Raw genomic sequence first — 22,737 nt, 5'->3', positions numbered from 1 at the left:
GCGCAGGTGCCGAGAAGGGCCGCGGGTGGACAAACCGCGCAGCCCTGGGGGGAAACTGGCAGCGGGCAATGCCGCCCGCCGCGCCATTCGACGACGAGGCGCTCGAGCCGTTGGCGGGAGCGCTCAGCCCTGCTTGGCGAGGAAGTCCTTCAGCCATTGGTTGGAGGCCTTACGGTACTCCGGCAGGCGCTCGCGCTTGGCCTCGGCCAGGGCCGCCTTCACGCCCGCGGCGTCCTTGTCCCCTGTGTAGACGGGGGTGCCGGGCTGCTGGCGCCAGGAGTCGGCGAGGCTGCCGGCGTCGATGGCGTCGAAGCCCAGCTCCTCCACCAGCTTGAGCACCTTGGCCTTGGCCTCCGGCGAGTCCCCCGCGACCGGCAGCGCGATGCGCCCCGGCGTGCCCTGGGGCTTGCCATTCTCGCCCAGGCTCTTGAAGAAGATGTTGTTGAAGACCTTGATGACCGGACGGCCGATGAGCGACGCGACCCACTCGCTCTCCACCTGGCCGTCGTCGAGCGCCTGGATCTGGCCGTCGCGCACGGGGTAGTAATTGCCCGTGTCGATGATCACCGCGTCCTTGGGCGTGTTCGCGAAGAGGCCCTTGGGCAGCGCGGGCACCGCCTTCTGGGGGATGGTCACCACGATGACGTCGGGCGCCCTGGCCGCCTCCTGGACGGTGACGGCCTTCGCGCCCGTCTCCTTCGCCAGGTCCACGAGCGTCTCCGGCCCGCGAGAGTTCGCGATGGACACCTCATGCCCCAGCTGCACCCAGCGCCGGGCCAGGGTCCCGCCAATCAAGCCCGCGCCAATGATTCCAATCTTCATGTCGTTGTCCTCCAGGGTTGAATCCCGCACCTTCGTGCGCCGGTCAGATGCCCGACCCGTCCGCGCGATGCGCGGTGGAGGGGAGATTTCGTCAGGGGCCCGGAGGCGACCCGGCAGATGAGGCTCACGGTCGAGCACGATGCTTTGTCGTGGGTGCGAGCCGCGCAACGCCAGCGTGGGCGGTCCGAACCACCGGGTGAGCGCGTCACGCAGCCCCGAGTCCGTGCCGTCTCCACCCACGCGACATGGCCAGCGGGCCCGAACGGGCTGACCGCTTCAAGTCGGACGACTGCGAGCAGCTTCCGGAGGGGGCGCTGTGGACGAATGTGGCCATGGCCGAGGAACTGTCGGAGGCGCTCGAACGATTCCCCCCCGCGAGCCCCTCCCGATATAATCGCGGCCATGGACAGATATGACGCGGATCGGATCACCCAAGCGCTCGCGAACAACACCGATGTTCACGGCTACAAGCTCAAATACGACAACGATCGGCGCAACGAGTTCATCGGCATCTATCTCGTTCGCAATCCGCGGAACACCAGCCTCCACGACTTCGCGGTAGAGATACACATCCATTGGGGCGACGTTGGCGAGGTCCGTTCCGCGAACATTCGCTGGCCCGGCGAACCCATGGGGCAGTCGGTCAGGCTCCACTACACCACGACCCATGAGTGCGAAGCCGCGCTCGGCCACAAGCCTGAGCTCGCCACCTTGTGATCAACGCCTCCGGCGAAAGAGCACCGCGGGTGCTCCGCCGAGGCCGGGGCATTGAGTCGTTCGAGCGAATGAACCTGCGCAGAAACCGTGGCGGCCTTCCAACCTGATCACCTCCTCGCATGAAGGGGTGACACATGCTTGCCGTGCCGCACGTACTCGAGCTCCTGCCGCTCGATGAGACCCGGCCACATCGGGCGCATGGGGCGGCGCGAGGGGCTCCGTTATTGCCGCAACGACAGCTCTTCCGGCCCAGGCCGTAAATTCCGCTCGAACTGAAATACAAGTCCTCCCTGCATACCTTGTTGGGCCAGGGTCTCCTTGGACTTGCCGGGGAAGAGTCCCTCGCACTCCAAAGGAACCCATCTGATGAAGGCAATGATGATCGCAGCCCTTTCGCTGGCATCCCTGCTGGCGGGCCCCGCCGTGGCAAGCCCCGAGGGCGATGAAGGGTTGGCACGGGACGACCGGGCCCCCACTGGAGCCCATGAGCTGCGCCCCCTGAGCGGCGGGACGACTGCGCCAGACGTATTGGATGTGACGACCCTGCCGTTCCTGGCCTTGCCGAAGGCTGACACGTCCGGCATCGGCACGAACGCCACCTCGGGGCCGAACTGCGCGACTGCGCAGGGCCCTCTGCCGCCCAACGGATGGACGGTGGTCCAGATGGCCAATGTCCCGACCTGCTCGTACCCCTATACCAGCGGCTATTACAGCATCTGTCTGCCCGGCGGCGCGTGCTTCAATCAATACACCTATCGGTCCTACCATGACATCCCCGTCGGAGGCACCCTGCGCTACTGCTCCGCGGTGGGTGTCCCGCCAGGATGGCAGGTGATTCAGATGAACCTGCCCGCGTCGTGCCCGGGTTCAGGCCCGGACTCGGTCATGCAGCACGTGTCCTGCGTTGCAGGGGACACGAATTGCTACCCTCAATCCGCGAGCATCTCGGCTTCGCCGCAGACCGTGACGGTGCCCTATGGACTGTCGTGGGGCTCCACGACGATCAACTGGAACACGGTCAACTACAGCAATCCATGTGTGTGGATCCAGAACTCGGGTGGAGGCGCGCAGCTCTGGGGCTGTTCCGGTGGCGGTGCCCATAGCTCGGTCTGGCCCTATGTGCCTGCGGGGGGGACGTCGACCGTGTGGATCAGCAATGGAGGCAGCGCTTCGCCTTCGCCCAACATCGCCCAGGTCGTCGTGACGGGGCGCCAGGGAACGGCCCCCACCCTCTCCGCATCGCCTAGGGTGGTGACCGTTCCCGAGGGCCAGAATGGCAGCACCACGATCTCGTACAATCTTTCCGGCTCCGGCCACACGGGCATGTGCGTGTGGGTCCAGAACAGCGGCGGTATTCAGCAGGTCTGGGCGTGCAATGGCGGAAACACCTTCACCGCGGTCTGGCCCTACGTGCCGAAGGGCGGCACCAGCACGTTCTGGTTGAGCCCGAGCCAGACATCCCCCACGCCCGTCCTGGGAACGGTCACCGTCACGGGCCAGTAGCCTGCCGCTCTTGGAGAAGCCCCGCGTCAAGGCTTGCAGTCAGGGGTGGGCGCACCCCGAAGCAGGGGACGTCACGAATGGACTGGGCCGAGTTGCTCAGCAGGACGTTCGACTTCGGCGTGTTCGCCTGCGGCAGGTGGGGTGGCAGGCACCGGGTGCTGCGGGGTGCGAGAAGTCCACGCACGGATACCGAAGCCCGATGCTCCCACCTCCCGCGCGACACGCGGCACAGGGCTGTACACCGGGCAGCCCTCACTCGTGCTTTGCATTCCCCAGGTTGTCTGTGAAACGTGGCTCCGTCCCCTTGAACGCATAGAGCTTCATAAGTCTCGCCGCTCAGCGCAGCGGTAGCTCGTGGAAGAGGATTCCATCCATCCCGAGGCGCTGGACGTTGGCGCAGGCAGTCCGCGTGCAACAATCCGCAGGGCATGAGCTGGAGCTCCAGCAGGTCTGGCAGCTCTTTCTTTTGACGAAAGCTCAGCTCGGGCTTACGCCCCGCCACCCCCCGAAGGCCGGCCTGTTGCAGCGCCTCCATCGCCTCGCGTCGCACCAGCAGCGTCCAGGGATTCTGGAAGAAGAAGGAGCCGAAGCGCCCCCACGCCTTCCCGACAAGGGGACCGAACCGCGTTCCGGGAGGAAGAGGCGCTCCTTCAGGAGCCCAGGGGCGGATCAGCTCACGCAGCCGTTCGAACTCATGAAGAGGCTCAGCCCTTGGCACCACGAACGCCGCCTGCTGGGGATGGCGTGAGAGGTCGACGCAGGGGTAAGCCACCGCCGCGTTGGCCCATGTCGCACGGCACCCCGGACACTTCGCTCCGGGGAGGAACCACTTGGATGCGGCACGGATGTCCCCTGTGTGGCCCGGCGCTCGGTTCTCCCTCAACTCGTAGAATCGCATCCGATTTGCGCTCAGGGTGCCTCCTCAGTCGGGCACCATCGAGGCTCCTGTCAGATCGTACTTCATGATCAACTTGATGGCGTGCTGCCAGATCTCCTCAAGGGCCGGGATACGGAGGAGGACTTGGAGGGTCATCGCTTCGCTCTGGGGGCGTTCGTAGCATGACGGCCTCCGACGTGAGGGAGGATGCATGAACCCGCGCGAAGTGGGAGCGTTGTTCCTGGTGTTGCTGGTGGCCTGCTCTGGAACCCCGCGAGTGGTGTATCCGGACGGGGAATTCTCCGAATCGACACCGGCCGCCGCACGCTACGAGGTGCGGGTGATCAGCCAGGACACGGGCCAGCCTGAGCCAGTGGTGGTGCCCCAGCAGGACTTCCAGCGAGCCATGAGGATGCTGGCTTCGGAGATTGCGCCCTCCACGGATCCCCAGGAACTGGGGCGCTGGCTCATGGAGGGAGAGCTACGCGCGAACCTGCGAGCCGACCTGGAGGGACAGCGGGTGGTGCGGCTGATGCCCCTGGAGGATGACAGCCCGCTGGAGGCGGCCTCGGTGGCGGAGCTCGGGCGCGGCTACCAGCGGATGTGTCAGAGGGACTACGGAGGGGGAGATTGCCTCGGGCTCTACACTGACGGGCCTACGCTGACGCGTGAAGACCTGCGCACCCTGGGGCTGGCGCTCGCGCTGAGAGGCGTACTGCAGGAGACGCGGGCCTCGCTCAAGGACATGGTGTCGCCCGCGGTGCTGGTGTCGATGGTGGTGTGGACCGGGTGCTTCTACCTGTTGCTATGGCTGCTGCCCGAGCCGGTGAGCAAGGTGCTGGCCGCGAGCTTGACGGTGGCGCTGCTGGCGTGGCTGCCAGTGCAGGCGGTCTGGAGCCTGATGGATGGGTGGGGCGCGCTGGTGCAGGAGGTGGATCGAGCCACCTCCTACGCGCAGATAGAGCAGGCCAGCGAGCGATTCCGCAAGGTGATGGGAGAGAACACGGCGCGGGTGTTGGTGCTGCTGGTGACGACAGTGCTTTCGGGCGGGGCGGCGAGGTTCGCCGCGAAGCTACCGAAGCTGCCTGGCTTCGAGCGCGCGGCGGCGTGGGCCGAGGCGCGGGGGCTGAGGCTGGCCGCGGCGGCCGAGGTGGAGGCGGTAGCAGCCGCAGAGGAGCAGACCTTCACCCTCATGGTTCGTCGTCCCGGGAGCAGCGGGGCGGTTGCGGCGGGAGAGACCGCGGCGGCGCGGGCGAGTGTCACCACCCTCATCCGTCACCGAGGAGGTAACCAGCAGGTCTTCTTGGAGAACGGCCAGCGCTGGCACCTGCGACCTGGACAATCCAGCAACGAGATTCCCCTCAGTGATCCCGTAGGGGACCGCTTGGTGGAATCGGCGGTGCGCTATCGCAATCAATGGGGTCCTGACAAATTCACAGAGCAGCAAGCGCAAGCGATTCGCAACGCCAGAGCGACTGGGAATTACCTGAAGGCTCGTATCACAGAGCGCATGTTTCGGGGGCAATGGGTGGAGAAGATGCTGAGAAGAGAGTTCAACCAGTTGCGCTGGAACGACAAGGGAGTTGATGCGGTTGACCCTGCCACTGGCATTCAGTATGAGGTGCTCTCCGGAACCAGGTCGAACCTGGAGCTGCACGGGCGTCGCCTGGCGCAGAGCTTCTTTCGAATGATCCCGTTCTGAAGTGGGAGGACGGCAAATTGACTCAAGTCAACCTCGAACACATGACGCTCGTTCAGGAGGAGCTTGAATTCGGCTCCAAGGTCATTCTGTTTCTAGGGCCCGACTTGACGCTCAGTGACTGCACGCTCGTGCTGGGGATGGCCTCGCGCGACCTGGTCATTCCCCAAGCGCGATTCATCGACTGCACGTTCATCTTCAAGAAACCACTCAGAGACTTCCGCTGGGAGACAGCCCACTTGCAGGGCTGCCGTTTCAAGGGCCACTTGATCGGGAATGATTTTGGGGAATTGCCATATGCTCCTGGCAAGGGAAGCATTGTGGATTGTGATTTCTCCGAGGCGCGATTGCACGGATGTCGCTTCCTCGCGTGCGATGTCAACAGCTTACGTCTCCCGCGGTGGCCTTGCTTTACCATCTTCGACCCCGTGAGCAGGGGGCGCGAGCTGAGCGCCCTGTCCTGGCCCTCGAGGATCGGGCCTGTCGTGGTGCAGGGCTTCGCGGAGAGCCCGGTTCCGATGGTGGCCGTGACTTACTCAGCTCCGGAACTCGCGAAGCGGTATGACACCACCCCGGAAGCCATCCGGGCCGTCATCGAGAAACTGGACGGCGTGTACTACTGAATCCGGAGAGCGCTCGCTTCTGTGCAGCTCCGAAGAGGCCAGCATTTCCAACAATTCACAGTCGCGGGAGACCTCGACATCTGCAACGGGACGGACAAATTCGGCCCCTATGGCTACTACGTGACCGACACGTACCCATTGGCCCAGCAGGTCAGCCTGGCCGCGCGGGGCTCCACGGTGCATGTGCCGCCTCTGGCGGGCGCGCCAGTGACATCATCCAAGCGCCCGCTTGCCTCCTCCATAGGGCACTGGGGTCTCGCCCGGCCGTGACTATCTTTAAAAGGTTCCCCTTCAGCGGTGACCTTCCACGCGTCGAGCATGGGGGAAGCCAAGGTACACCATGATGTCTTCTTCCTATCACGTCATCATCCCGCCGGAGCTTGCGAAGGCCTACCGCCAGCTTTCTCCCGAGGAGCGCCTTTCACTCGAGTCTCGGCTGGATACGTTGTCCAAGGCGGCCCAGGACGCATTTCATTCCCCTCCTGTGCTCCCGCACTGGCTGGAGGTCACCGACATCTCACCGGGAAAGCATCGCGTGTTCGTAGGCGGCCAGTGGATGACCTACGACTTGAGCGACGAGGAGCGCACCCTTCGGCTTCTAGACTTCGGCAGTTGGAGCAGCTCGCCTCTGCCGCCCCATGAGGACGCTGCGGCCGCATGGCAGAGCTCGGGCCAGAGGGAGGACGGCTGGGACAACGAAGGCGGCGGCAGCCCTCCGAGCTCGTCCTAGACCCTTCCGATTGGCGAGCCGTATGAAGTAGCTCGAGCCTCGGGCCACCAGGGTCAGCAGGTGCGGCGCCTGCCCCGAACCGAGGTGGGCTCAGCTCTTGTCTTCCGAGCGCTGGCTAGCGAGGACGGCGTTGAGTTCGGCGCCCAGCATCAGCGCGAGCGAGGAGATCCACATCCACAGCAGCAGGACGACGATGCCTCCCAAGGCTCCATAGGTGATGCCGAACGTGCTGACGTGCGAGACATAGGCGGAGAAGCCCAGCGAAGCGGCCAGCCAGACGAGCACTCCCACCACGGAGCCGGGAATGATGAACCTGGCCCTCCGCCGAGTATCCGGGAGTACGGAGTAGAGAGTTCCCCAGAGGATCATCATCAGCAGCGCCGCGAGGGGCAACCTCAGCCAGCCAGCGAGCATCGTCCAGGGGTGTCCGAGCCGGGTCGCAAGCGCTGGCGCGGCCACCGCGACGAGCCCCGCGAGCAGCGCCAGGACGACTCCCATCAGCACCATCCCGAGCGCCAACCCGTAGACCTTCCAGCGCGGACGGCCCTCCGTCACACCGTAGGCGGTGTTGAGGGCCTTCATGAGATTCACCACGCCAGCGGTCGCCGACCACACCGCGGCCAATGCGCTGAACGTGAGCAGCCCCCTGCGGGGCCCGGAGGTGAGCTCCGCGAGCTGCTCGGAGGGGAGCTGGCTGAATGCCTGGGGGGCCGCGCGCCCCAGCTCACCGACGAGCGCTTGCACCTGCGCGGGTTGGATGACCAGGCCCGCCAGGGCGACGATGATGAGCAGGAAGGGAAAGAAGGCGAGGACGCCGTAGAACGTGAGAGCGGCCGCCGCGTCACTCAGCTTGTTGCGCTTCCACTCCCGTCTCAACCTGCCAAGGATGCCCTTCCACCGCCCAGCTCCGTCAGGCCGCTCCTTGCGTGTTTCGCTTGTGCCTCTGTCCGAGCCGAGGGCTTCCTTGCCTGTCAGGCCGCTGGCCACACCTTCCATGGTCCTCACCTCGACAAAAGGTAGCCTCTCCCCGCCTGTCGGCAGCCCTGGGTGGACGAGGACGGGACGCTGCTCACTCATCTGGCTGAGCGCCTGATGTGCATGGGCAGGACTTCTCGACTGCCACGCGTCGTCCCGCGGCGAACGCACGGCCGTCAGGTGTGCGCGGTGACACGGTTCAGCGTCGCCACGTCTTCAGCGCCCAGCACCAGCGAGGCGCTCGCGAGGTTCTCCTCGAGGTGCGCGAGCGACGAGGTTCCGGGGATGAGCAGCACGTTCGGCGAGCGACGCAAGAGCCACGCGAGCGCAACTTGCTTCGGCGTCGCGCCCAGGCGCGCGGCCACCGCGTCGAGCGCGCTGGACTGCAGCGCCGTGAACCCGCCGAGCGGAAAGAACGGCACGTAGGCGATGCCGCTCGCGGCGAGTTCGTCGATCAGCGCGTCGTCGTGGCGATGCGTCAGGTTGTAGTGGTTCTGTACGCAGACGATCTCGACGAGCTTCCGCCCCTCCGCGACCTGTGTCGGCGTGACGTTGGAGAGCCCGATGTGCCGCACGAGGCCGCGACGCTGAAGCTCCGCGAGCGCGTTGAGGGGCGCTTCGATGGAGCCTTCGGCCGGGCCCGTGGCGCTGAAGCTCGCACGAAAGTTCACGACGTCGAGCACGTCCACACCGAGGTTGCGCAGGTTGTCGTGAACCTGAACCTCGATGTCGGCCGCGGAGAACGCAGGCTCCCACGAGCCCGCAGGACCGCGCACCATGCCGACCTTCGTAGCGATGACCAGGCCGTCGCGATACGGATGCAGCGCCTCGCGGATGATCTGGTTCGTGACGTGAGGTCCGTAGAGGTCGCTGGTGTCGACATGGTCGACTCCCCGAGCGATGGCCTCTCGCAGCACGGCAACTGCGGCCCTGCGATCCCTGGGCGGACCGAAGACGCCGGGACCGGCGAGCTGCATGGCGCCGTAGCCGACGCGACGAACCGAGAACGAACCGAGAGGGTAGCTGCCTGCGAGGGGGGTGGTGGTCATGAGGTCCTCCTTCGAACGGGTTGCCCCCCGAAATATGCGAGGCCACCGCTGCGCGAGAAGCCATCACAGTCCGCACGGGCTGTGCGCTAATCTGCACAATCGATGGATGACCTGAACGACCTCACCGCGTTCTTGACGGTCGCCCGTGAGGGCGGCTTTCGCAGCGCCGCCCGTGCGGCCGGTACGAGCGCCTCACGCCTGGGTGACGCCATCCGCCGACTCGAAGCGCGGCTCGGGGTTCGGCTGCTCCATCGCACCACCCGCAGCGTCACCCCCACCGACGCGGGAAAGCGCCTGCTCGAGCGGATCTCCCCGGCGCTCGGCGAGGTGCGCGCCGCGCTCGATGGGGTCAACGACTTCCGCGATCGCCCCGCGGGTCGTCTGAAGCTCAACGTTCCGACCGCGGTCGCAAAGCTCGTGCTGCCGCGCATCGTGCCTCCGTTCCTCGCGAAGTATCCCGACATCCGTGTCGAAGTCGTCGCCGATGAGCGTCGCATCGATGTGGTCGCGGAGGGCTTCGACGCCGGCGTCCGCTATGGCCAGTCCCTCGAAAAGGACATGGTCGCGGTGCCCATCGGCCCGCGCGTCCAGCGCTACGCCGCCGCCGCGTCACCCGCCTACCTCGCTCGCCGTGGCCAGCCGACGCATCCCCGCGAGCTGCTCGAACACGACTGCCTGGCGTGGCGCTTCTCGAATGGCCCGCTGCACGCCTGGGAGTTCGAGCGGAGCGGAGAGACGGTCCACGTCGAGCCGAAAGGACCGCTCGTCGCCGGTTTCGGAGGTGCCACGGACTTCGCCGTGCATGCCGCGGTGGCAGGCTGCGGGATCATCTACTTGTTCGAGGACTGGCTGCGGCCCTTCCTGGACCGAGGAGAGCTGGTGCCCGTGCTCCAGCCGTGGTGGCTGAGCTTCTCCGGGCCCTTCCTCTACTACCCCGGTCGTCGCTACCTTCCGACACCGCTGCGCGCCTTCGTGGATTTCATCAAGACCCCGCCGCCAGCGGCGCGTGCCGGCCCCCGCCGACGGGGGGCAAGCAACGCGCGCTGATCGAGGTGCGGATGAAGGACCTCGAGGTCGAGGAGCCTCCACCATGACGGCTCCGCCCCGGCGCAACTGGAGCCCAGGAAGCTGTTCGCGGGGAGCCTCCCGGGCTTCGGCTTCAGTACGTGAACCGACCCGTCACGGCGAAGTGATCGGACAGCTCGGCGAACTTGAAGCGGGTCTCGCGAATCGGGAACACGTGCCAGCTGAAGGAGCGGGGGTCGGCGAAGTCGTAGCCCCCGGTGGGAACGCTCATGGGCAGCACCCAGTCGATGGTCCCGGTGCTGCCGGTGTTGTGATAGAAGTTCACGCGCGAGTCACGGCTGTACGGGTAGTAACTGGCCAGCGTCTGCTGGCCGTAGCTCTCGGTGCCGGGGCCCGGGGAGTACTGGACGTCCACGGCCAGCGGGCTGAGCTCACCCTGTTTGGCGGTCGTGTTGAGGTCTCCCGCGAGGATCACCCGGGCGCCCGCCGGAATCCTCTGGTTCGCGACCAGCTGGGACAGCTGGGTCGACAGCTCCCAGATCTGCGGCTGCCGGTAATCCGCGTCGGAATCCGTGTGAGTGGCGACGATGTAGTAGTCCCGCGCGCCCGCCCCCAGCACGCTCTTGTGGATCCGGGCGACGATGAAGCCCTTCTGCTCGGGGGTGCTTCGGTCGCCATAGGTGCGGTTGGCGATCATGGTCACGGGGTACTTGCTCAGGATGACGACGCCGCCCGTCTCGAACTCGAACCCGTTGACGGGGATGCCACTCACGAACTGGCTGATGTAGGGGAAGGCGCCGTTGGCGGGCCCATACTTGTCGTCTCCATTGGGGCTGGTGCCGCTCCCGCTGGTGGAGCGCGCGTAGCTGTCGTTCTCGATGTGGTCGTCATTGGTGGAAGTCATGTCGCCGGTCCAGAGGTACGCGGCGAGCTCCACGCCGTCGAAGCAGTCGGCCTCGCGCAGGTTCATCTCCTCGAGGACGAGCACATCGGTGTCCAGCTGCGGGAGGACCCGGGCCATGGCATCGGCGCGCTCGCAGCGCTCGGGTTTGGACGCGGTGCCGAGGTACGTGTTGTAGCTGGTCACCGTGAGCTGGTCGGGATCGCTGGGCTGGCGCGTGGGCCCCAGGCCGGAGTACGGGTCCACGCCGAGCGTGATGTAGACGCCGGACTCGTAGTAGGAGCCCCGGGCGAACAGCCGGGTCGGCACCAGGGTTCCGCAGAAGTCGAGCGACGTGAGGAGGGGCGAGGTCACGAACGGGATGCCGCGCACGGAGAGGGCGCCGTCTCCGCGGACCCGGAACTCGTGGGTGGTGGGGCATCCATTCATGGCGAGGACGAAGCGCCAGACATCGCCGCTCTCCAGGCAGTGATCCGTGTCATCGATGTTGAGCACCTCCGTGACGCGGCCCGCGCCGACAGGCACGTTCTGGGTGCCGTTGGTGAACTTGTAGTCCTCGGGGGCGACGAAGCACCCCGAGGTCGTGCTCACCTGGCTCATGGCCTGGACGGTGAAGTCCTGCAGGGTGTTGTTGCGGAAGAAGGTGGCGTGGGCGTGGTCCGGGACCCACGCGTCCTCCGCCGCCCAGGTCGCCGCGGGGAGCAGCAGGAGTGCCGCGCCGGCGATCATGCGGGCGGACCACTTCGGGGGGGCACCGCGGTGCTTCAGAGCGTGCGTCTTCATGAGGGGGCCTCTTCTGGGAAGGAAGTTCGAAGGACCGTGACGTCCTCCGCACAGACAGACGCACCCCCAAAAAGGTGTGAAGCGCGCGTGTGACTTCTGGATGCGGCCCCCGGGAGCGGCGAACGCAAGCATCCCGCGACCGCCAGAGGTGTCCCGACGCTGGGACACGTGGAGTGCGCGGGCGCGCTCCACCGCTGACGAACGGGTGCAGCCTACATCAATGGATTCAGCCACTTGGTAATGGCTTCAGCCTTGCTTGGAGAACGGACTTCCTCGCTTCCCAGGAGAGAAGATGAGAACGGCCCTGTATGTGCTGGTCCCCGCGGTGGCTCTGAGTATTGCGTGTGGTCCACCCGAGTGGGGGAGCGAGGAGCAGTTCGGCGAGCAGGCCCCCACCGTGCTGAGTGAGGACGAGCTCGCCACCTTGCAGTCGGCCGTCGTCGCCCAAGGCGGCAGCGCGAAGCCCTACGACTGCAACTCCCTGGACTATGGCCTGTACTGGTACGGCAAGAACAACACCTCCAAGAAGGCCTATACGGACGGGCGAGATATCTCGGGCTACTACTCGAAGACGAAGCCCACGGTCATCTACGTGCACGGCTGGCAGAAGGGCACGGTCAAAGACAACCTCGTGGCGGGGACGAATACCTCCAATGGCCGCGAGGAGTTCTTCTGGGACGTGGGCAACGTCAACGTCGCCAATGCCTGGGTGGATGCCGGCTACAACGTGGGCATCTTCCACTGGACGCAGCTGGCGGATGACGACGATGTGCTGCCGACGCCCATCGGCCCGGAGGCCAAGATCTGGACGAACAACTTCGCCACGACGGCCAACGACTACCGCCTGCGCTGGCGCAAGTGTGATGGGACGTTCAACACCGCGAGCCAGGCTCCGGCGCCCGCCCGTCAGCTCTTCTACACCGCCTACAAGGCCGCGCTCTCGAAGTATGCCGGTCCGGAGATCCGGATCGTGGGCCACTCCCTGGGCAACCAGATGGCCCTTGGCATGACGCGGCTGGCGTACGACGACACGTCGCTGGCCGCCAGCCGCAAGCCCAAGCGCGTGGCGCTGCTGGACCCCTACTGGAGCCGGCTCCCCATCAAGCCCTACTTCAACAACCGGTACACGACCGAGGCGATCCGCGAGCACGTCTCCTTTCTGAAGTCCAAGGGCGTGGTGTTCGAGTGGACGAAGACGTCGGGCGTCAACGATCTGGGCGGAGACGCCAACGACGCGATGATCCCCCTCATCGGACGCACCACCTACTTCCCAGACTTCCTGGAGTGGACAGACGTGGCGGGCCGGCATGTGGCCGCCCCCAAGCTGTACTTCTGGTCGTTCGCCTTCGCCGCCCCCAATGAGTGCACGGCAGACTCCACCGGCACGTGCTTCGGCACCGGCCGCAAGTCGCACTCGGCCAAGACGCCCCTGGCGGACACCGCGCGCATCATGGACCCGGACACCAACCTCACCACCCAGGACAGTGGCAGATGGGAGCAGGTCTCCGGCAAGGACACGGCCACGCCCGCGGACGACACCTTCCGCTGCACCACCACGTGCACACCGGGAGGCATTCCCATGCCGGTCCAGACCTCGCCCGTGGAGGGGGAGCGCGCCGCGGACTACTACCCTCGCTTCCGCTGGATGCCGCCCCCCAATCCCAACTACCCCGCCAGCTTCTTCACTTTTGAAATCCAGGTGCTCGATTCCAGCGGCGTCCTCCAGATGCAAGAGAGCAACAGCTGCACCTCCTCGGACAGCCCTGGGACTTGCTTCACCTACTTCTCTCAGTCCTTCCCCGTGCGACTGCCGCTGGGGAGCGCGCCGTGGACCTGGCGGGTTCGCACCCGCGACGCCGCCACCAATGCGGTCTCCGCCTGGACGACGACCACCTTCACGCCTTTCCTGAACAGCCACACTCCCAAGTGGTACACCCCGGAGACGGCCCAGACGCTGGACTTGAAGAGCTCGCAGACGATGATGGTGTTCACCGTGCCCAGTAGCTGGGATGGCACGGACCGTGCGCTCTCGGTCCGCCTCTACAAGGGCGACAACGTGACGAGGCTCTCCGAGTTCATCCAATACAACCTTGGGCGCACGCTTCCGTGCCAGTTGACCTCGGACCCGAACCTGCGCGTCTGCAGCATGAGCGCTGGCTTCACCACTTCCGAGAGGGGGTTGCTCCACCTCCGAGCCCACCCGGCGACCTACTCCACCTTTCAGGCGGACACCTCGCGCTCGGTGACTTCCTTCTACTTCCAGCCGTAGCCTCCAGGCGCCACCTGCGCCGTGGGGCTGCCCGAGCGTCGCGGTCGCGAACCCGCTCTGAACTCGAGGCCAGGCGCTAACTTGCCTGGCCACCGGCCGCTGCCTGGGGCTGGACGGGGGGCATCTTGGGCAGCACCACGGTGAACTCCGAGCCGCTCCCAGGCTCGCTCTTCACGGTGATGGCTCCTCCCATGGCCGTGACGACCTGCCTGACGATCCAGAGCCCGAGCCCGAGCCCGCCGAAGTGGCGCGAGGACACTGCGCGCTCGAAGCGCTCGAAGACGCGGGTCTGGTCCTCGATGGCGATTCCAATGCCGAAGTCCTTGACGGTCAGCATGGCGCTGTCGCCCTGGGAGCGGAGGCGGAGCTCCACGGGCGTTCCCGCGCCGTATTTGATGGCGTTGGAGAGCAGGTTCGTCACGATCTGGTCCAGGCGGAGGCGATCCCAGTGCCCCACGCAGCCCGGCTCGAGGTCCACCCGGAGCTCGCAGTCCGCGCGCTCCGCCTGCTCCAGGAACTTGTCCAACACATCCTCGATCACGGAGCCGAAGTCGGTGTCCTCGGGAGCGATCATCAGGCGGCCGGCGACCGCCCGTGAGACATCCAGCAGGTTGGCGGTCAGCCCGGTGAGGCGCTCCACCTGCCGCGCGATCTGCTGGATCTTCGTCACGAGCTTCTCCGCGGCGGAGGCCGTCCCCTGCAACACACCGGTGGCGGTCCGATCCAGCAGGGAGAGCTGCAGCTCCATCGCGGTCAGCGGCGTCTTCAGCTCATGCGCGGCGATGGAGAGGAACTCGTCGCGGACCCGGATCGCCTCCCGGAGTTCGGCGACCAGCCGCTCGCGCTCCCGGGCGAGGTCCTCCAGCTTGCGCCGTGTCCTCACCTCGTCCGTCACATCGACCGTGAATGTGAAGACGGCCTCGGGCTGGCCATCAGGGCCTCGCAGCGGCTGGCAGACGAAGTTCACGAAGCGCTCCTCCTGGCCTCCTTCCGGCAGGGGGACTTGAATCGCGAACTCGGTCTTGGCGATGGTCTCTCCCTGCTCGTACGCCCGGTCCATCAGTTGAACCAGGCCGCGCTCGCGCGAGGTGGGGAGCAGGTCCACCAGCCGTTGCCCTACCGGGTCTCTGCCCAGCAGGTGCTTGTTGGTGGGATTGGACAGCTCATAGACGTGGTGGGGGCCGCGGACGATGGAGATGCTCGCGGGGATGTTCATCACCACGGAGTAGAGGCGCGCACGCTCCAGGTCGGCCCGGAGGCGGGCCTCCTGCTCGCGCGCGCGCAGGTCGGCGCGCTCCTCCTCGGCTCTCTTCTGCTCCGTGAGGTCCCGTGTCACCGCGGCGAAGCCGCGCAGCTGGCCCTGCTCATCCCGAACGGCGGTGAGGATGAGATGCGCCCAGAAGGTGGAGCCATCCTTGCGCTGACGCCACCCCTGCTGCTCGAAGCGCCCCTCTCGGGCCGCCTCCTCCAGCCCCTTCGCCGGCTGGCCCCGCTGGCGCTCCTCCTTGGGATAGAAGCTGGACAGGGGCTGCCCGAGGATCTCCTCGGAGGCATGGCCTGTCATGCTCGCGGCACCCGCGTTCCAGCTGGTGATGTGGCCCTCGGGATCGAGCATGACGATGGCGTAATCCTTCACGGAGTTCACCAGGAGCCGGAAGCGCTCCTCACTGCGCGCCAGCTCCTGGGTGCGCTCCCGGACGCGCTCCTCGACCTCGGCATAGGCCTTGTGTCTGCACATCGCCATGACCAGGGAGACGTGCAGATCCCGCTCGTCAAAGGGCTTCAGGATGTAGCCGAAGGGGGTGGCGAGCTGGGCCCGCGCGAGCGTCGCCTCGTCGGCGTAGGCAGTGAGGAACACGATGGGGATGGAGAGCCGCTGGTGGATCCGCCTCGCCGCGTCGATGCCGTCCATGTCTCCCCGCAGGCGGATGTCCATCAACGCCACGTCGGGCCGGGTCTCTTCGGCTTTCTCGATGGCTCCCAACCCCGTGTCGGCAATGCCGCAGACCTGGTACCCCAGGCTCTTGAGGCTCAGCTCGATGTCCTTGGCGATGATGCTCTCGTCCTCGACGATGAGGACCCTCGCTCCGGTGACGTTGGGCAGGTCCGGCTGCAGGGGATTCAAGCCCTCACCTCCGTGAAGTGGAGCTTGAATGAGGTCCCCCCGGCCCGGTTCAGTTCGATGCTGGAGCGAAGCTGGCCTGCCAGGGTCCGGACGAGCTGCAGCCCCAGGGTCTCCGTCTGCTCGAGCCGGAGGCTCTCCGGGAGCCCGATTCCATCATCCGCCACCCGGATGACACACCCCCGCTCGTCCGTCCCGACACCGACGACGATGTTCCCCTGCCTGCCATTGGGGAAGGCATGCTTGATGCTGTTGGAGAGCAGCTCATTGACGATGAGTCCGCACGGCACGGCCGTCTCGATGCTGAGCAGGAGCGGGCCGCCCTCCACCCTGAGGGAGATGCGCTGGGGGTCGGTCCCATACGAGCGGAACAACAGCGAGGCGAGGCTCTGGACGTAGTCGGCGAAGTCGACGCGGGAGAGATCGCTCGACCGGTAGAGCTTCTCGTGGACGAGCGCCATCGAGCGGATCCGGCTCTGGCTCTCCGCGAACATCTCCTTGGCGACAGGGTCCCGGATATAGGCGGACTGGAGCTTGAGCAGGCTCGAGGTGACCTGGAGGTTGTTCTTGACCCGGTGGTGGATCTCCCGGAGCAGCACCTCCTTCTCGCGCAGAGAGGCCTTGATCTGCTCCTCGGCGCGACGGCGCTCCGTGATGTCCCGGATGATGCTGATGACGTAGAGCGCCTTCTCCGTCCGGAGCGGGCTCAGGCTGATCTCGATGGAGAACTCGCTCCCGTCCTTCTTGAGGCCGGTGAGCGAGCGGCCCGCGCCCATGGGGCGCGTCCTGGGCGCGTTGATGTAGGACTGGCGATGGAGCTCATGGGCTTGCCGGTACCGCTCGGGCACGAGCAGCTCCAGTGGCTGAGCCGCCAGCTCGTCGTGGGAATAGCCGAACATCTGCTCGGCCAGGACATTGACGGCCACGATGTGGCCTGTGTCGTCCACCATGACGATGGCATCCGGCGCCGCCTCCAGGAAGTCGCGCAGGCTGCCAGAGTCCTGGATCGGAGGGATGTGATTCGTCCGCGCTGTGTCTGAAGTTGGCGAAGGCATAGGGCAGCTCCCGCGTCACTGGCGTTTCCTGTGCCTTGGTACCCTGCGAGCGAAGAGGCCATTCCAGAGGGGGCGCTGCCAAAGCTTGCTCACGATGTATGCGGGTCAGGCTTTGTGCAAGGTCTGTCCAGTCCCTGCGCAGGCCAGCTCTATCCAGACCTGAACAAGGGTTGCTTTTGAAGAGGCCGCCCACCCCGGGACCTATGTGGCGGGCCCGACGAGCGTGAACGGATCGGGGACGACGACACGGATCGCCGCGGCGAGCTGGGGCTCGAGCCGCGACCGCTCGGTGTCATCGATCACCCGCCAGGCGGCGCGCAGCAGCTGCCAGAGCTTGATGAAGCGGAACGGACTCGCCCCATTGAAATTCATGCCGCTGCGGCGGCGACTCATCGAGTCTGCTTCGAGCAGCATGGGACGGAAGAACGACATCCCGGTCGCCAGTTCGATGCACTTCTCCTCGTGGCGGCGGGGATGCAGCGCGGCCAGCAGGAGCAGCATCGCTAGCGGATCGTCGCTCGCGAGCCAGGCGGCCCTGACCGTGTCGCGATCGACGCCGAGTTCCTGCGGCGATGCCCACTCGCGGGCGCGGCCGTGCACCTCGTCCATCAGGTCGGTGAGCGTGCGCAGGGTCGTCACGCGACGAGGATACTGCACGGCGCGCGTTGTTCGGCAACCCGCTGCCGGGCTCCTCGGGAGTATGGGAAAGAGCGTTCCTATCTTCCCAGACCTTGGGACTCGCACGCGCCCCATGGGGGCTGTCCATCGCGGGGCTGAGGCCCGCGCTCGAGGCCGACTGGTATGACAAGCATACCGGTTCATTCCCGCCGCGCCCGGCAGGATCGACTCACGGATACGCCGCTTGATCTCGACAACCCCGCGCACCTCGCGGCGCTCTTGCGCGCGTATGAGCGCTTCCCGGAGATTGGCGGGCGCGTGACTCCGGGCTGAGTGGGGCTGCTGGGCGTCCCCAGGCGCGCACCACCGGCCCGATGATGCGTCTTTCCTCCCTTGACCTCATATTGCAACCACGTTACATCTTCACTCTCGAATGAGTCGACGTCTCCGCCAGCCCCAGCGCGCCTGCGCAGCCATCCTCGCGGCCCTGTGGCTGGCGCTCCCGCTGCTGGCGTTGCTGCACTCCAGCACGCACGCTCATCGGTTCTGCCCCGAGCACCAGGCGCTCGAGGAGCTCTCGCGGGAGGAGTCGGCGGCTCCATCCCAGAGCGCACGCTCGGGTGGAGAGCGGGACGATGTCGAAGCACTCTCGCGTGGAGCGGAGGGCGAGGGTCCTCATGAGCGCTGTCTGCTGGCCTGGATCGCGCCGCGACAGGCGGGCGCTCCCGGGGCTCGCGAGCTCGTGCGGACGGATGAACCTCGGGGTCCGCTCGGACTCCGGGAGTGGCACGGCCTCGAGCCCTCCGTTCCGTTGCTGGCGCTCGCGCCCAAGTCCTCGCCTCCAGTCCGCTGATCCCGGGCTGTGATCGTCGGGGCTTCGGTGCATGCGCCGGGCCCTTCTCCTCCAATCCCGTGGACACGATGGTGGCGCCACCCCTCTCGAGGAGGGAGAGGCCCGCTTCGCGGCGGCCTGGCGCGCAGTCGTCTCGTTCGAGGGCTTGGAGCCTCTTTCCCCGTTTCAGCGTGCGGCGTGGCGCGCACGCGGAGTCAGCTCATGCCCAAGGGCAACCGAACCATCGTCCATCTCGTCTCCAGCGCCGGCACCGGCTACTTCTATACGACGACGAAGAACAAGCGGAAGTCGCAGGACAAGCTCCAGCTCAAGAAGTACGACCCCCGCGTGCGCAAGCACGTGCTGTTCGTGGAGGGCAAGCCGTGAGTGCTCCCCTTCCGGACAAGCGCCTGCCGACCACCGTGCTCTCTGGCTTCCTCGGCGCGGGCAAGACGACGCTGCTCAACCACCTCCTCAACAACCGCGAGGGCCGGCGCGTCGCCGTCATCGTCAACGACATGAGCGAGGTGAACATCGATGCCCGGCTCATCCAGGGCGGCGCCTCGCTCAGCCGCGTGGACGAGAAGCTGGTGGAGCTGTCCAACGGCTGCATCTGCTGCACGCTCCGGGAGGATCTCCTCCAGGAGGTGGGTCGGCTCGCTCGAGAGGGGCGCTTCGACTACCTGATCATCGAGTCCACCGGCATCTCGGAGCCCCTGCCCGTGGCGGAGACCTTCACCTTCGCCGACGAGGCGGGCAGGAGCCTGTCCGACGTGGCGCGCCTGGACACGATGGTGACGGTGGTGGACGCCTTCAACTTCCTGAAGGACTGGGAGGGCGCAGACGGGCTCGCGGAGCGCGGGCTGGCCGCCGCCGAGGAGGATGAGCGGACCGTCGTGGACCTGCTGGTGGAGCAGGTGGAGTTCGCCGACGTCCTGGTGCTCAACAAGACGGACCTGGTCTCCCCGGAGGAGCTCGCGCGGCTCCAGGGCGTCCTGCGTAAGCTCAACCCGGAGGCGCGCCTGGTCCTGGCGGAGCGCGGGCGGGTGCCTCTCTCCGAGGTGCTCGACACGCGACGCTTCGACTTCGAGCGCGCACGTCGCGCTCCCGGCTGGCTCAAGGAGCTGCGCGGCGAGCACACGCCGGAGACGGAGGAATACGGCATCCGCAGCTTCGTCTTCCGCAGCCGGGTGCCGTTCCATCCCCAGCGCTTCTGGGACTTCCTGCATGGGAGCTGGAAGGGAGTACTGCGCAGCAAGGGCTTCTTCTGGCTCGCCACGCGCATGGACATCACCGGCGTGTGGGCCCAGGCCGGCGGCGCGTGCAGCTTCGAGCCCGCGGGGCTGTGGTGGGCCGCGCTGCCGCGCGACGAGTGGCCCGAGGATCCCGAGGTTCGCGCCGAGATCCAACGAGAGCTCCAGGGCCCCTACGGAGACCGCCGTCAGGAGCTCGTCTTCATCACGCAGGACGCGGACCACGAGGAGATCCGCCGCCAGCTCGAGAAGTGCCTGCTCACCTCGCGCGAGCTCGAGCGGGGGCCGAAGGGGTGGACACGGCTGAAGGATCCCTTCCCCGCCTGGGAGGTGGTGCGCACGGACGACACCACGGACGAGGCGAGGGGCGCGTGATGCAAACCGCACTTCGCGAAGCGCGCGCGGTGGGGGCCTGGCGAAGCTCTCATCTCTTCGTCTCCGAGCCCGCGGACCTCACGGAGATCTACCGGGAGGGAATCAATCTCTGCGTGTGGCGTCGCAGCCTGGAGCCCACCCTGGGCCAGTGGCTGAACGGCATTTGTGCCGAGCACCTGCTACGGGTGGCCACGCGGATGGACGCGCAGTGTGTGGACCTGCGCCCCGCGCTGGCGGAGCTGCCCGACACACGCGAGCGTGAAGAGTGGCTCGACGAGCTGCACGGCGTGGTGCGGCTCTATGCGGATCTCTTCGAAGCCAGGTGGCTGGGGGTGCGGCTCACCACGCTCGACCGGGAGATGTGCCCGCGCTTCCACGTGGATCGGGTCGGCGTCCGGCTGCTGTGCACCTACGCGGGCCCCGCCACCGAGTGGCTGGAGAACGGCGATGTGGTGCGTGGGGGCCTGGGCCCTACAGGGGAGGTGCTGCGCCCGGGAGGTCGCCCGCGGGCACTGGAGCCGTTCGACGTGGCCCTGCTCAAGGGAGAGGCGTGGCCTGGAAATGCCGGCAACGGTGTCGTCCATCGCTCACCGGCCGTTCCCCACGGGCAGCGTCGCATCATGCTCTCGATTGACGCCGTCGACTGAGCCGAGCCGCGAACCGTCTCGTGCGCCTTCGGGTGAGTGCGCACGGGATCCGGATCATCAACAAGCGTGGCATCGACCGCGTGCTGCGTGAGCTGCGCGAGCGGGGCGAGCAGTTCTGAAAGGGGAACATCGTGGCGAAGAAGAGCAAGATCGCGAAGAACGAGCAGCGCAAGAAGATGGTGGTGAAGTATGCGGCGCGGCGAGCGGCGCTGAAGGAGGCCATCCGCACCGCGACGACCTTCGAGGAACGCATGGCGGCGCAGAGCGCGCTGGCAAAGCTACCGCGTGACTCCAACCCGATCCGGGTCACCCTCCGTTGCGCGATCACCGGCCGCCCGCGCGGAAACCTGCGCAAGTTCAGGATGTCGCGCATCGCCTTCCGGGAGAAGGCGCTGGCGGGCCACCTGACCGGCGTCACCAAGTCCAGCTGGTGAAACGGAAGTCCTTGGAACCGCGGTAGGAGAGGCCTGCCGCCGCCACCAGCACGGTGACGGCGCCAGGCCTGCGAGCAGCGAGGCCGGCCAGCGACCGCCCTCGTCTCGGGGGCGGAAGGCGATAGCCCATCTGCGCCCGAGGATCGGTGTCGGCCAGGCGATGCAGCGCCAGCTGCACGCCCACGCCCGGCAGGATGTGCCCGAGCCGCTCGCTCCAGGCCGCGCGAAGCCCAGGAGCGCCTACAAGGTCGTCGACTTGCCCGCTCCATTTCCGCCAGGCAGGGCGTAGACCTCGCCGGCGCCGACCGTCAGCGAGAGCTGGTTCAGCACCGCCCGCTCGCCATAGCGCACGACCAGATCCCGGATGAGTACGAGCGATGCTTCCGCGGCCATCGATCATGCCTCCTTGAACCCCGACGGGCTGTCCGCCCGCTTCACCGGATGGGTGTGACTGGGTTCGCCATTGCTCTCGCTCCAGTCACCGCAATGGGCTCATGCGCGGCGCGCGATGAGGAAGTGGCAGGATGCATCGAACCGCACCGGCCGGTCCGTCCCCCCCGCCATCTCCTCGAAGGTCGAGAGCACCGACCTCTCGACGGCAGCGAGCTCCTCGTGGGAGCACGCCGAGAGCATCAACCGCGAGACGGGGTTGTCTCGCATCATGTCCCACATCGCGCGGGGGGTTGGCGCCGTCAGGACCGCGTTGAACACCGAGACCTCCGGTGCCACGAACCCGGCGGCGCGGACCTCCTTCGTGAGCCCCTCGGCCGAGGCGATGTCGAGCCAGGGCGGGCGCGGCAGCGAGGCGCGAACCCGCTCCGGCAGGGCCGACATGACCGGAGCCATCTGGAGCCGCGCCAGGGCGTTGTCTTCCGGCCCTCGCCACACCGCCGTCGCGAACAGCCCGCCCGGACGCAGCACGCGCGCCGCCTCGCGCCAGCCCGCGGCTCGATCCGGGAAGAGGAAGATGCCGAACGCCGAGAACACCGCGTCGAAGCTGTCCGCGTCGAAACCGAGCGCCTGCCCGTCCTGAACCTCGCATCGAGCGACGTCGGGTACGCCGAAGGCAGCGAGGGTCCTCTTCGCGAGCTCCACCATCCCAGGCGAGAAGTCCGTGGCGACGACGCTGCCACACCTGCCCGTGGTGCGCCGCTCCTCGAGGCAGTGCAGGACCGCGGCGCGCGCGAGATCACCGGTGCCACACGCAATCTCGAGGATGCGCGCTTCGCGCGGCAGCCGCCCCGCGACCGAGAGGAACAGCGACTGCCCGATGTACCCGGTGAATGGGGAGCCGAACCGGGCGTACGTCGCGGCGTGCTGTCCCCAAGGGTCGGATTGCTCGTTGGCCATGATCGTCTTCCTCGGGTCGTGTTGGGACCGGACATTATATGCAACAAAGTTGCATGTAAAGGAGCGCTCGTGAACGA

Annotated in this window: 23 protein-coding genes and 1 pseudogene; 13 read left to right on the top strand and 11 right to left on the bottom strand. The window is 66.8% G+C overall.

Annotation, left to right across the window (positions count from 1 at the left end; all coding sequences use genetic code 11):
* Window positions 1-123: 123 nt before the first annotated feature.
* Window positions 124-852, bottom strand: a complete 729-nt coding sequence (locus tag KY572_RS40415) for an NADPH-dependent F420 reductase (RefSeq protein ID WP_224249081.1) — start codon at window positions 850-852, stop codon at window positions 124-126.
* Window positions 853-1,224: 372 nt separating this feature from the next.
* Between KY572_RS40415 and KY572_RS40410 the strand changes: the two genes are divergently transcribed.
* Window positions 1,225-1,539, top strand: coding sequence for a hypothetical protein (locus KY572_RS40410; protein WP_224249080.1), 315 nt, complete (start codon window positions 1,225-1,227; stop codon window positions 1,537-1,539).
* Between the two features lie 366 nt (window positions 1,540-1,905).
* Entirely contained in the window at window positions 1,906-3,042 is a 1,137-nt protein-coding gene (locus KY572_RS40405; protein ID WP_224249079.1) for a hypothetical protein, read from the top strand.
* On the opposite strand, the gene sitI6 is transcribed toward KY572_RS40405, so the two are convergent.
* Entirely contained in the window at window positions 3,029-3,940 is a 912-nt protein-coding gene (gene sitI6, locus KY572_RS48270; protein ID WP_224249078.1) for a SitI6 family double-CXXCG motif immunity protein, read from the bottom strand. The genes KY572_RS40405 and sitI6 overlap by 14 nt on opposite strands.
* Window positions 3,941-3,964: 24 nt before the next feature.
* A pseudogene (locus tag KY572_RS48335) lies at window positions 3,965-4,039 on the bottom strand (SitA family polymorphic toxin lipoprotein); the annotation flags it as partial.
* Window positions 4,040-4,130: 91 nt separating this feature from the next.
* Here KY572_RS48335 and sitA5 point away from each other — a divergent pair.
* The 3 genes from sitA5 (at window position 4,131) to KY572_RS40385 (ending at window position 6,971) form a co-directional block, all read left to right on the top strand.
* Window positions 4,131-5,621, top strand: coding sequence for a SitA5 family polymorphic toxin (sitA5, locus tag KY572_RS40395; protein ID WP_456077675.1), 1,491 nt, complete (start codon window positions 4,131-4,133; stop codon window positions 5,619-5,621).
* A 17-nt stretch (window positions 5,622-5,638) separates the two neighbouring features.
* The gene (locus tag KY572_RS40390) at window positions 5,639-6,241 is read left to right on the top strand and encodes a hypothetical protein (protein WP_224249076.1); all 603 of its coding nucleotides are present in this window, start codon (window positions 5,639-5,641) and stop codon (window positions 6,239-6,241) included.
* Between the two features lie 340 nt (window positions 6,242-6,581).
* Window positions 6,582-6,971 carry a hypothetical protein gene (locus KY572_RS40385; RefSeq protein ID WP_224249075.1) on the top strand — a complete coding sequence of 130 codons (390 nt, stop codon included), beginning with the start codon at window positions 6,582-6,584 and terminating at the stop codon, window positions 6,969-6,971.
* 90 nt (window positions 6,972-7,061) lie between these two features.
* Here KY572_RS40385 and KY572_RS40380 read toward each other — a convergent pair whose 3' ends face one another.
* Together KY572_RS40380 and KY572_RS40375 are read right to left on the bottom strand one after the other, a co-directional pair.
* Window positions 7,062-7,847: a YihY/virulence factor BrkB family protein gene (locus KY572_RS40380; RefSeq protein ID WP_263452375.1), complete on the bottom strand. Its 786-nt coding sequence runs from the start codon at window positions 7,845-7,847 to the stop codon at window positions 7,062-7,064.
* 275 nt (window positions 7,848-8,122) lie between these two features.
* Complete coding sequence (locus tag KY572_RS40375) at window positions 8,123-8,995, bottom strand: aldo/keto reductase family oxidoreductase (RefSeq protein ID WP_224249073.1); 873 nt, start codon at window positions 8,993-8,995, stop codon at window positions 8,123-8,125.
* A 102-nt stretch (window positions 8,996-9,097) separates the two neighbouring features.
* Here KY572_RS40375 and KY572_RS40370 point away from each other — a divergent pair, with 102 nt between their 5' ends.
* Window positions 9,098-10,042 (top strand): LysR family transcriptional regulator, encoded by a 945-nt coding sequence (locus tag KY572_RS40370; RefSeq protein WP_224249072.1) that lies wholly within the window; start codon window positions 9,098-9,100, stop codon window positions 10,040-10,042.
* A 112-nt stretch (window positions 10,043-10,154) separates the two neighbouring features.
* On the opposite strand, the gene KY572_RS40365 is transcribed toward KY572_RS40370, so the two are convergent.
* Entirely contained in the window at window positions 10,155-11,705 is a 1,551-nt protein-coding gene (locus KY572_RS40365; protein ID WP_224249071.1) for an endonuclease/exonuclease/phosphatase family protein, read from the bottom strand.
* A 292-nt stretch (window positions 11,706-11,997) separates the two neighbouring features.
* On the opposite strand from KY572_RS40365, the gene KY572_RS40360 reads away from it, so the two are divergent.
* Entirely contained in the window at window positions 11,998-13,974 is a 1,977-nt protein-coding gene (locus KY572_RS40360; RefSeq protein ID WP_224249070.1) for a hypothetical protein, read from the top strand.
* Between the two features lie 76 nt (window positions 13,975-14,050).
* Here the strand turns inward: KY572_RS40360 and KY572_RS40355 are convergent, their stop codons facing one another.
* From KY572_RS40355 to KY572_RS40345, 3 genes are all read right to left on the bottom strand, one after another.
* Window positions 14,051-16,099 carry a hybrid sensor histidine kinase/response regulator gene (locus KY572_RS40355; RefSeq protein ID WP_224249069.1) on the bottom strand — a complete coding sequence of 683 codons (2,049 nt, stop codon included), beginning with the start codon at window positions 16,097-16,099 and terminating at the stop codon, window positions 14,051-14,053.
* Window positions 16,096-17,151 carry a sensor histidine kinase gene (locus KY572_RS40350; RefSeq protein ID WP_224249068.1) on the bottom strand — a complete coding sequence of 352 codons (1,056 nt, stop codon included), beginning with the start codon at window positions 17,149-17,151 and terminating at the stop codon, window positions 16,096-16,098. Before KY572_RS40350 ends, KY572_RS40355 begins: the two co-directional genes overlap by 4 nt.
* A gap of 201 nt (window positions 17,152-17,352) precedes the next feature.
* A complete protein-coding gene (locus KY572_RS40345; RefSeq protein WP_224249067.1) occupies window positions 17,353-17,790 on the bottom strand; it encodes a hypothetical protein in 438 nt (145 codons plus the stop codon).
* Between the two features lie 162 nt (window positions 17,791-17,952).
* Between KY572_RS40345 and KY572_RS40340 the strand changes: the two genes are divergently transcribed.
* The 6 genes from KY572_RS40340 (at window position 17,953) to rpsN (ending at window position 21,310) form a co-directional block, all read left to right on the top strand.
* Window positions 17,953-18,102 carry a DUF5953 family protein gene (locus KY572_RS40340; RefSeq protein WP_224249066.1) on the top strand — a complete coding sequence of 50 codons (150 nt, stop codon included), beginning with the start codon at window positions 17,953-17,955 and terminating at the stop codon, window positions 18,100-18,102.
* 100 nt (window positions 18,103-18,202) lie between these two features.
* A complete protein-coding gene (locus KY572_RS40335; protein ID WP_224249065.1) occupies window positions 18,203-18,622 on the top strand; it encodes a hypothetical protein in 420 nt (139 codons plus the stop codon).
* A gap of 201 nt (window positions 18,623-18,823) precedes the next feature.
* On the top strand, window positions 18,824-18,988 hold the full coding sequence (rpmG, locus tag KY572_RS40330) for a 50S ribosomal protein L33 (RefSeq protein ID WP_224249064.1): 165 nt from the start codon (window positions 18,824-18,826) through the stop codon (window positions 18,986-18,988).
* Window positions 18,985-20,229 carry a zinc metallochaperone GTPase ZigA gene (gene zigA / locus KY572_RS40325; protein WP_224249063.1) on the top strand — a complete coding sequence of 415 codons (1,245 nt, stop codon included), beginning with the start codon at window positions 18,985-18,987 and terminating at the stop codon, window positions 20,227-20,229. The genes rpmG and zigA overlap by 4 nt, the downstream gene beginning before the upstream one ends.
* The gene (locus KY572_RS40320; RefSeq protein WP_224249062.1) at window positions 20,229-20,876 is read left to right on the top strand and encodes a DUF1826 domain-containing protein; all 648 of its coding nucleotides are present in this window, start codon (window positions 20,229-20,231) and stop codon (window positions 20,874-20,876) included. Before zigA ends, KY572_RS40320 begins: the two co-directional genes overlap by 1 nt.
* A 131-nt stretch (window positions 20,877-21,007) precedes the next feature.
* On the top strand, window positions 21,008-21,310 hold the full coding sequence (gene rpsN / locus KY572_RS40310) for a 30S ribosomal protein S14 (protein WP_224249061.1): 303 nt from the start codon (window positions 21,008-21,010) through the stop codon (window positions 21,308-21,310).
* A gap of 240 nt (window positions 21,311-21,550) precedes the next feature.
* On the opposite strand, the gene KY572_RS40305 is transcribed toward rpsN, so the two are convergent.
* Both KY572_RS40305 and KY572_RS40300 read right to left on the bottom strand, forming a co-directional pair.
* Window positions 21,551-21,703, bottom strand: a complete 153-nt coding sequence (locus KY572_RS40305) for an ATP-binding cassette domain-containing protein (RefSeq protein WP_224249060.1) — start codon at window positions 21,701-21,703, stop codon at window positions 21,551-21,553.
* 99 nt (window positions 21,704-21,802) lie between these two features.
* Window positions 21,803-22,660: a class I SAM-dependent methyltransferase gene (locus KY572_RS40300; protein WP_224249059.1), complete on the bottom strand. Its 858-nt coding sequence runs from the start codon at window positions 22,658-22,660 to the stop codon at window positions 21,803-21,805.
* Window positions 22,661-22,737: the final 77 nt, after the last annotated feature.

It is taken from the genome of Hyalangium gracile, from assembly GCF_020103725.1.
Classification (GTDB): Bacteria; Myxococcota; Myxococcia; order Myxococcales; family Myxococcaceae; genus Hyalangium; species Hyalangium gracile.
The sequence above is the reverse complement of the archived record's forward strand: the minus strand, read 5'-3'. Positions and strand labels throughout refer to the sequence as shown.

What these genes read in the sequence shown, in the direction of transcription:
- KY572_RS40410 (WP_224249080.1), top strand. Translation starts at nt 1,225, where the DNA reads ATGGACAGATATGACGCGGATCGGATCACCCAAGCGCTCGCGAACAAC.
- KY572_RS40405 (WP_224249079.1), top strand. Translation starts at nt 1,906, where the DNA reads ATGAAGGCAATGATGATCGCAGCCCTTTCGCTGGCATCCCTGCTGGCG.
- sitI6 (WP_224249078.1), bottom strand. Translation starts at nt 3,940, where the DNA reads ATGCGATTCTACGAGTTGAGGGAGAACCGAGCGCCGGGCCACACAGGG.
- sitA5 (WP_456077675.1), top strand. Translation starts at nt 4,131, where the DNA reads ATGAACCCGCGCGAAGTGGGAGCGTTGTTCCTGGTGTTGCTGGTGGCC.
- KY572_RS40385 (WP_224249075.1), top strand. Translation starts at nt 6,582, where the DNA reads ATGATGTCTTCTTCCTATCACGTCATCATCCCGCCGGAGCTTGCGAAG.
- KY572_RS40375 (WP_224249073.1), bottom strand. Translation starts at nt 8,995, where the DNA reads ATGACCACCACCCCCCTCGCAGGCAGCTACCCTCTCGGTTCGTTCTCG.
- KY572_RS40370 (WP_224249072.1), top strand. Translation starts at nt 9,098, where the DNA reads ATGGATGACCTGAACGACCTCACCGCGTTCTTGACGGTCGCCCGTGAG.
- KY572_RS40365 (WP_224249071.1), bottom strand. Translation starts at nt 11,705, where the DNA reads ATGAAGACGCACGCTCTGAAGCACCGCGGTGCCCCCCCGAAGTGGTCC.
- KY572_RS40360 (WP_224249070.1), top strand. Translation starts at nt 11,998, where the DNA reads ATGAGAACGGCCCTGTATGTGCTGGTCCCCGCGGTGGCTCTGAGTATT.
- KY572_RS40350 (WP_224249068.1), bottom strand. Translation starts at nt 17,151, where the DNA reads ATGCCTTCGCCAACTTCAGACACAGCGCGGACGAATCACATCCCTCCG.
- KY572_RS40340 (WP_224249066.1), top strand. Translation starts at nt 17,953, where the DNA reads ATGACAAGCATACCGGTTCATTCCCGCCGCGCCCGGCAGGATCGACTC.
- KY572_RS40335 (WP_224249065.1), top strand. Translation starts at nt 18,203, where the DNA reads ATGAGTCGACGTCTCCGCCAGCCCCAGCGCGCCTGCGCAGCCATCCTC.
- rpmG (WP_224249064.1), top strand. Translation starts at nt 18,824, where the DNA reads ATGCCCAAGGGCAACCGAACCATCGTCCATCTCGTCTCCAGCGCCGGC.
- KY572_RS40320 (WP_224249062.1), top strand. Translation starts at nt 20,229, where the DNA reads ATGCAAACCGCACTTCGCGAAGCGCGCGCGGTGGGGGCCTGGCGAAGC.
- KY572_RS40305 (WP_224249060.1), bottom strand. Translation starts at nt 21,703, where the DNA reads ATGGCCGCGGAAGCATCGCTCGTACTCATCCGGGATCTGGTCGTGCGC.
- KY572_RS40300 (WP_224249059.1), bottom strand. Translation starts at nt 22,660, where the DNA reads ATGGCCAACGAGCAATCCGACCCTTGGGGACAGCACGCCGCGACGTAC.